General features: G+C 61.7%; 8 protein-coding genes. 5 read left to right on the top strand and 3 right to left on the bottom strand.

From position 1 onward, the window contains the following. Positions 1 to 141 precede the first annotated feature (141 nt). The 3 genes from VGP39_RS24940 to VGP39_RS24930 are packed head-to-tail and all read right to left on the bottom strand — an operon-like array spanning position 142 to position 2,765. Positions 142 to 807, bottom strand: a complete 666-nt coding sequence (locus tag VGP39_RS24940) for a glutathione S-transferase family protein (protein WP_327570756.1) — start codon at positions 805 to 807, stop codon at positions 142 to 144. 1 nt (position 808) lies between these two features. Continuing rightward, complete coding sequence (locus VGP39_RS24935; RefSeq protein WP_327570755.1) at positions 809 to 1,552, bottom strand: SDR family NAD(P)-dependent oxidoreductase; 744 nt, start codon at positions 1,550 to 1,552, stop codon at positions 809 to 811. Continuing rightward, positions 1,536 to 2,765, bottom strand: a complete 1,230-nt coding sequence (locus tag VGP39_RS24930; protein ID WP_327570754.1) for a CoA transferase — start codon at positions 2,763 to 2,765, stop codon at positions 1,536 to 1,538. Before VGP39_RS24930 ends, VGP39_RS24935 begins: the two co-directional genes overlap by 17 nt. A 95-nt stretch (positions 2,766 to 2,860) precedes the next feature. On the opposite strand from VGP39_RS24930, the gene VGP39_RS24925 reads away from it, so the two are divergent. From VGP39_RS24925 to VGP39_RS24905, 5 genes are all read left to right on the top strand, one after another. After that, positions 2,861 to 3,454: a signal peptidase II gene (locus VGP39_RS24925; RefSeq protein ID WP_327570753.1), complete on the top strand. Its 594-nt coding sequence runs from the start codon at positions 2,861 to 2,863 to the stop codon at positions 3,452 to 3,454. Between the two features lie 7 nt (positions 3,455 to 3,461). After that, complete coding sequence (locus VGP39_RS24920; RefSeq protein WP_327570752.1) at positions 3,462 to 4,196, top strand: prolipoprotein diacylglyceryl transferase; 735 nt, start codon at positions 3,462 to 3,464, stop codon at positions 4,194 to 4,196. A 230-nt stretch (positions 4,197 to 4,426) separates the two neighbouring features. Then, the gene (locus VGP39_RS24915; RefSeq protein WP_327570751.1) at positions 4,427 to 5,434 is read left to right on the top strand and encodes a LamG domain-containing protein; all 1,008 of its coding nucleotides are present in this window, start codon (positions 4,427 to 4,429) and stop codon (positions 5,432 to 5,434) included. Positions 5,435 to 5,742: 308 nt separating this feature from the next. After that, positions 5,743 to 6,756, top strand: a complete 1,014-nt coding sequence (locus tag VGP39_RS24910) for a LamG domain-containing protein (protein WP_327570750.1) — start codon at positions 5,743 to 5,745, stop codon at positions 6,754 to 6,756. 115 nt (positions 6,757 to 6,871) lie between these two features. Further along, entirely contained in the window at positions 6,872 to 7,894 is a 1,023-nt protein-coding gene (locus VGP39_RS24905) for a LamG domain-containing protein (RefSeq protein ID WP_327570749.1), read from the top strand. Positions 7,895 to 7,897: the final 3 nt, after the last annotated feature.

Below are 7,897 nucleotides of genomic sequence, written 5' to 3'. Positions count from 1 at the left end.
GATGCGCGCCGCTGAGCCTCGCGACATCGAGGCAACGTGGCGAAAGGTCGGCAAACTCCTCGATCTCTTCTCCAAGGAGGAGTGCCTCAACTACTTTAAAAACTCTGGATATGTTTCCGTATAAAAACAGCGTGCTCTAGGCTAGGCTGGCCGCGCGCTCGCAGGGGGAAGATTGGCGATCCTGCCGCGCTGGTAAGCTTCCCGCTTCTTGATACGTTCCAGATATGGATGGGCATTGTCGCAAATGCCGACATCGTAGGCGATGGCCCACTCCAGGCATGTGGTCAGCAGGATATCGGCGCTGTTGAAGCGGTCTCCCATCAGGTAAGTCCGGCCATCGGCCAGCGCGGTTTCGACGTGGCGCAGTTGCCGCCGGAAATATTCCCCCGCCCGCGCGACGACCTCAGGTGCGGTGCCGTAGATGTGCCCCAAGGCATCGGCCTTGTGCCGGCGCATCACATACAGGCTCGTGGAATCCAGTTCCGTGACGATGAAAAACGACCATTCGAGCCATGCGGCATAGTCGCGCGGAGACTCCGGGATCAGCGACGTTCGACCTTCGGAATAGGTGCGTGAGAGGTAGGCAACGATGGCCGCACTTTCCCCGATGCAGAAATCGTCGTCCTGCAGCAACGGAATCTTTTGCCGGGGATTGAGCGCGGTGTATTCCGCGGTCTGCGTCTCGCCGGTACGAGCGCCAATGGCGCGTGTCTGATAGGCGAGCCCGAGTTCTGCCATCGCCCAATGAGCGCGAATGGTTCGGCTGGTGCCTACTCCCCACAGGGTCAGCCTGGGTGCGTCCGGCATCTCACCATTTCTCCCCGAACGGTCGCAGGTCCAGTTCGTGCGTCCAGCCGTCCCTCGGCTGGTGGTGCGCGAACCAGTACGCCTCGGCGATCGATGTCGTCTTGGTCAGGCTGTCCGGGGGAATGTCCTTGGCGTCGATGCCGCTGGCGGCCCTCATCCGTTGATGGATCGCCGCGCTATCGACGCCAGCATCGATCAGCAGATGCACGACATGAATGTTTTTCTGTCCCAGTTCCCGCGCGGTCGCCTGGGCGAGCGCGCGGAGTCCGAATTTTGCCGATGAAAATGCCGAAAAGCCGGCACTGCCGCGAACGCTGGCGGTGGCGCCGGTGAACAGGATGGTGCCGCGGCCGCGCTTGAGCATGTAATGCGCCGCCTCACGCCCGACCAGAAATCCGGCAAAGCAGGCCAGTTCCCAGGCCTTGAAAAACAGAGTGGCAGTCGTCTCCAGCAGCGGTTTCTTCGCGTTGGAACCTGCGTTGAAAAGACAGACCGCGATCGGGCCGACCGTGTCTTCGACGCGCGTAAACAGAGTCTTGACCTCGGCCTCCTGCCGCGCATCGACGCTGAATGCATGAGCTGTGAATCCTTCGGCGCGCAGCTCCTCGACCAAGGCTGCGGATTTCGCCGCGTCCCGCCTCGCAATACAGACCTTGTAGCCACCGGTTGCAAATCGGCGGGCTACGGCCGCGCCGATCGCATCTCCCGCGCCGACCAGCAAAGCCACCTCATTGCGCTGACACACTTGGAACTCCCTGCGAGGCAGCAACCCTCACCACCTTGTCGGCGATCATCCTGTCGATATCGCCGGCGCTGTAACCGAGATCGAGAAGGACGTCGCGCGAATGCTCGCCGACCCGCGGTGCCGGGCCGCCGATTTCCGCTTCGCTTCGCTCGAACCGGGCCGCCGGTTTCGGCTGCCGCACCCGCCCGACGGTCGGTTGATCGAACTCGGCGATCAGTTGTCGCGCGACGACCTGCTCGTTGACGATGATTTCGCCGCGCCGAAGGATCGGCGCACAGGGCACATCATTGGCATCGAGCCGCTGCAGCCATTCCGCGGTCGACGCCTGCGCGATGTATTCTGCCATCTTGTGGATGCGCGCGGTCGCATTCACTGTACGCGAACGCTGCGTCGCAAACCGCGCGTCTTTTGCCAGTTCCGGATCGCCCGACGCCCTGCAGAAGCCTTGCCATTCGGAATCCGACAGCGTTCCGGCAGTGATGTAGCCATCGCTGGTCTTGAACACGAGGTCGGGTCGGTCGCTGGGCCCGACATCTGATGGCTCGGCCCCGACCACCGTGTATTGCGTCATCCCTTCGGGCCACAGATAAGAGATCATCACATCCAGCATCGCCACCTGGATGTGATCGCCGTGCCCGGTCTTTTCGCGGGCATACAGAGCCGACGACACCGCCTGCGCCGTGAAAACCGACGTGGTCTTGTCGGCGACAATGGTCCGGATCATCTGCGGGCGGTTGGTGACGGCCTGCGACTGGATATCGGCAAAACCCGAAAGGCCCTGAATGATCGGATCGTAGACCCGCTTTTTGACGTAGGGACCGGTGTCGCCAACGCCGCTGATGGAAACGTAGATCAAGCGGGGATCGCGGGCGCGCAGCTGATCCGGCCCGAGCCCAAGGCGCTCCATGGCGCCGGGGCGGAAATTCTGTACCACCACGTCGGCGCGCGCGACCAGTTTGGCCAGGACTTCACGGCCGGCATCGCTCTTCATGTCGATCGAAAGCGAGCGCTTGCCGCGGTTCGACGAAATGAACAGTGCGGAGAATTCGCCGGCCTGGTCGACGGGGACGCCGCTTCGCCGCACGCTGTCGCCGCCGATCGGCTCGATCTTGAGCACATCGGCGCCTTGATCGGCGAGAAACATCGTCGCGAAGGGTCCCGACACGACTGCGGTAAAATCCAGTACGCGTATGCCCGTGAGCGGACCCGGCATGAGTTTCTTCCCCCTGCAATGCGGTTATCGTTGCCCAGCTCCGGACGCATCCAAGCACGGCGCGTTGGCGGCAGCTAGGGCGCGCAGAGGACAAAATGAGCGGCGACATCGCTTTGGCGTGCGCCTTGCTGATGCATTTCAAATGCAAAGCGCGCCGCAACATTGCGCGTCCCAACTTGCGCGCGGGCATCCCGGGCGGTAACTATGCCCAAGTTTCTGAATTCACGAGAGGCACGGCGAGCGACAAGAGGCCCGGGCTGGTGATCTGGCTTGAATCGATGCTCACGGCGGCGCTCGTGGTGGCGGCCGACCAGGTCAGCAAGGCGTTTGTCCTGGCGCGCTGGCCGCTTGCCGGCGCCGTGCCGGCGCGTTCGTTCGTTTCGATCCGATGCATACTCAACCGGCAAGGCACATTGGCGGCGCTCGCGGGCACGCCGGCGCTTGCTGCTTTGTGGGCCGCGATGATCGTGTTGGCCGCGCTGATACTGCACACCGGCTTGCTCGGCCACGAGGCGCTTGTGCCCCTAGGCGTGGGCACGGCCATCGGTGGGGCGACGGGAAATGTTCTCGACCGGCTCTATCGCGGCGCGGTCGTGGACTTCGTCGCAATCGGGCGGTGGCCGGTATTCAATCTGGCTGACGCGGCGCTGGTGGCCGGCACGGGCCTCATCCTGTTGACGCTGCGCTGAAGCCGCCATGCGCAGGATTCTCATTAGCTGGCGCGGCCTCAACATCTACAGCTACCCGGCGATGCTCTATGTCGGCCTGCTCGCCGGCGTCTTCGCCGGAGCCTATGTCGCGCAAAGCGCAGGGTTGAGCGCCGACCGCTTTGCCATTGCCGTGACCATCCTGATGATACCGGCACTGGCCGGTTCGCGGCTTTATTTCGTGCTGACCCGATGGGACATCTACCGTCACGATCCGGCCCGGATCTGGCGGCGCGATGAGGGCGGGATGTCGATGTATGGCGGCTTCATCCTGGCCGTGCCGCTGTCGATTCCGCTGTTGCGTTCATTGGGCCTGCCGTTCGGCGGTTTCTGGGACGCGGCAGTGCTCACGATCCTGCTTGGGATGGCCTTTACTCGAATCGGATGTTTCCTCAACGGATGTTGCGGGGGCCGGCCGAGCGACGCCTGGTTTGCGCTTATCCTGCCGGACCACCACGGGATCTGGCAGCGGCGCATCCCGACCCAACTGATGGAGATGGCGTTTGCGATGATGCTGTTCGGCGCGGCGCTCGCGCTGCGAAACGTCGCGCCGTTCCCCGGGGCGATATTTTGTCTCGTGCTTGCCGGCTACGGGTTGGGGCGCTGGTATCTTGAAAGTTTGCGCGAGGACGAGACCGGAGGCCGCGACAGGACGGCCATGCAGGCCACGTCGGTCCTGCTGGTGATTGCCGCGCTGGCCGGGCTTGCTTTTGTCTGGGGATAGTTTGCGCAGCCGAATCGGGAGACCTATTGCGCGTTTCGCCAAAGTAGATCATTTTCGCGTCAATGCGTTTGCAACCTGAGCGATTACGAGGAGATTCCCGAAAATCTGCTCTGAGCCGTCAAAAATCTTTGAACCATCGAAAATCCCGGAGCACCAAACAATACTGAAGCTGGATCCCTCCGATCCGATCGCAGGCAGTCAATGATGCCGACAAAGCGGAGTTAATCGTGATGAGCATGTCGTTGGTCGTCCTACTTCCTCTTATATTGCTCGGCGTCGTCGGCATGCTTTGCTTTGTCGGCTGCGGACTTAATACGCAGGGGACCGGCGTTGGTACTCAGACGACCGTCACCACCTACAGCGGCACCACGGTGCTGTTGGACCCCGCGATCATGCACTATTGGCCGCTGTTCGAAGCCAAGGATACCGATCCCGCGGTCGACCTCATATCCGGAAACAACGGCAGCTATATCGATCCGAGCACGGCGCCTTCGCTCTATCCATGGCCGGCCTATACTCTCCAGAACCCGCCCGGACCGGACGTTCTGTCGGCCGATGCACCCGGCACCATCGCTTTTGCGCAGCCCGGAATCGTCAAGGGCGACGTCGTTCAGCTGGCGAACCAGCCTGCGCCGGCTTGCGTGGTGGTGAATGGCTGCTACGTTGAAGTTCCTTTCAAGGACAAACTTATTCCACCGACATCGTTCACACTCGAGGCCTGGGTGCGGGTCGACTGGGACGCGAACGCGACGCACGGGAACAGGTTTGTGCTGGATTCCCGCGATCTGAACCCAGGCACGGGCTTCGCACTATTCGCCGGGGCGGAAGACAATCAGCCCGGCGTGTATCGTTGGGCGGGCATGATCGGGAACGGTGGCTCCGGCGCCGCGGGATTCACGGTTGCTCCCAGCGAAGAGCTCACGATCACGCTGAGCAGCGCCGAACCCGTCTATCTTGCGTTGACTTACGAGGCTGCGAGCCAGACGCTGACTCTGTTTGTGAACGGCGTACAGCAAGGCAAGGCCACCTCCGCGGTCTACGTTCCGAACAGCACCCAGCCGCTATGGATCGGCGCGGCAGCGCCCTACGTGCCGCGGCGGCCGCAGCCTGCCGGCGTCGTTGCCAGCCCGCTGTTTCCATTCGTCGGCGCGATGCAGGATGTCGCCATCTACAGCGCAGCCCTCAAATCCGATGTCATTCTCACGCACTTCCACCACGGAAGCGGATTCGATCCGTAACGAATAACAACGTCAACAGCGCAAGAGTCGGCCAACGAGCGAAAGTCCGCCATGCCGTCTGCAGGCGACGTCGGCCCTGCCGGTGATTGCCGGCTGATCGGGCTTGCTTTTATTCGGGGATAATTAGTACATTCGGATCGGAGAAAGGGACTTCCCGTACTCCAGTATGACACTTCAAAAACTGAAATTGCTTCAATTCTCTGGCTTTCTCTAATTTTCGAAAAGTGCCGGAAATAAAATAATACTGATGATGGATCGGGCTGATCCAACCGCAACAAGTCATCGGTATTGGCAATGCGGTGGGTGTTATGAGCGCGTCATTGATCATTTTGATTCCGGTCGTATTGCTCGGCATCGTCGGGATGCTTTGCTTCGTCGGCTGCTTTCTCGACGTAACCGGGCTGCCCAGGACGCCCGTCACCGAATACACCGGCAAGACGGTACTGTTGACCCCTTCGATCATTGCCTATTGGCCGCTGTTCGAAGGCGCGGATACGGAGCCCGCGGCCGAACTCATCTCCGGAAACGACGGCAACTATATCGATTCAACCACGGCGCCTTCGCTTTATCCATGGCCGGCTTATAGTGTCGGCAACCCGCCCGGACCCGACATTCTGTCGGCCGATGCCGGCATGGGCATGGTCGCATTTGCGCAGCCCGGAATTGTGGCGGGCGACGTCGTTCAGCTGCCGAACCGGCCTGCGCCGGCTTGCGTGATGGTGAATGGCTGCTACGTCGAAGTCCCTTTCAATGACAAATTTATTCCGCTGACATCGTTCACACTTGAGGCCTGGGTGCGGGTCGACTGGGACGCCAACGCGACGCACGGCAACAGGTTTGTGGTGGATTCGCGCGACATAAGCCCAGGCACGGGCTTCGCACTATTCGCCAAGGCCGAGGACAATCAGCCCGGCGTGTATCGTTGGGCGGGCATGATCGGAAACGGTGGCACCAGCGCCGCGGGTTTCACGGTTATTCCCAGCGACGAGCTCACGATCACGCTGAGCGGAGCCGGGACGCCCGCTGAGCCCGTCTATCTCGCGCTGACTTTCGAGGCTCTGACCCAGACGCTGACTCTCTTTGTGAACGGCGTACAGCAAGGCAAGGTCGCCCCCGCCGTCTACGTGCCGAACAGCACCCAGCCGCTATGGGTCGGCGCGGCGGCGCCCTACGTGCCGCGGCGGCCGCAGCCTGCCGGCGAACTTGCCAGCCCGCTGTTTCCGTTCGTCGGTGCGATGCAGGACATCGCCATCTACAGCGCAGCCATCGAAGCCGGCGACATTCTCACGCACTTCCACCACGGAAGCGGATTCGATCCGTAACGAATAACGGCGCCAACAGCGCGAAAGTCGACCAACGAGAGAAGTCCGCCATGCCGTCTGCAGGTGATCTTTTCAGTCAACTCGCCGCCGCGCCGTGCCGGATGCAGGTGATTTCATGAGCACGTCGCTGATCGTTCTGCTTCCCGTTATGTTGCTCGGCATCGTCGGCATGCTTTGCTTCGCCGGCTGCATACTTCCCGCATACGAGGCAGCGCCGCCCTACACCGAATACACCGGCAAGACGGTGCTGCTGAATCCCGCGATCATTGCCTATTGGCCGCTCCGCGAAGCAGCGGATACCGATCCCGCGTCCGAACTCATATCCGATAACAAGGGCAGCTATATCGATTCCACCACGGCGCCTTCGCTTTATCCATGGCTGGCTTATAGTGTCGGCAACCCGCCCGGACCCGACATTCTGTCGGCTGATGCACCCGGCGCCATCGCGTTTGGGCAGCCCGGAATCGTCAAGGGCGACGCCGTTCAGCCTGCGAACGACCCCGCCATCGTGACGCCCTGTGTGGTGGTGAATGGCGGTTATGTCGACGTTCCGTTCAACGTCAAATTCATTCCGCTGACATCGTTCACGATCGAGGCCTGGGTGCGGGTCGACTGGAGCGCGAAGGCGACGCATGCGAACAGGTTTGTGCTGGATTCGCGCGATATAAATCCAGGCACGGGCTTCGCACTATTCGCCCGGGCGGAAGAAGATCAGCCCGGCGTGTATAGTTGGGCGGGCATGATCGGGAACGGTGGCACCAGCGCCGCGGGATTCACGATTGTCGGCATTGCCGATCCCGCGATTACGCTGAGCGGTACGGAGAGGCCCGGCGGAACGACCTGTTATCTGGCGTTGAGTTATGACGGTCCGAGCCAGACGCTCACCCTCTACGTGAATGGAGCGCAACTCGACAAGGTCACGTCCGCCGTCTACATGCCGAACAGCACCCAGCCGCTATGGATCGGCGCCGGCGCTCCGTACGTGCCGAGGCGGCCGCAGCCTGCCGACGTCGTTGCCAGCCCGCTGTTTCCGTTCGTCGGCGCGATTCAGGATGTCGCGATCTACAGCGCAGCCCTTTCATCCGATGTCATTCTCAGGCATTTCCACAATGGCAACGGAACCGATCCTAACGGGTAAGAA

It is taken from the genome of Bradyrhizobium sp. (assembly GCF_036009065.1).
Taxonomy (GTDB): domain Bacteria; phylum Pseudomonadota; class Alphaproteobacteria; order Rhizobiales; family Xanthobacteraceae; genus Bradyrhizobium.
The sequence above is the reverse complement of the archived record's forward strand: the minus strand, read 5'-3'. Positions and strand labels throughout refer to the sequence as shown.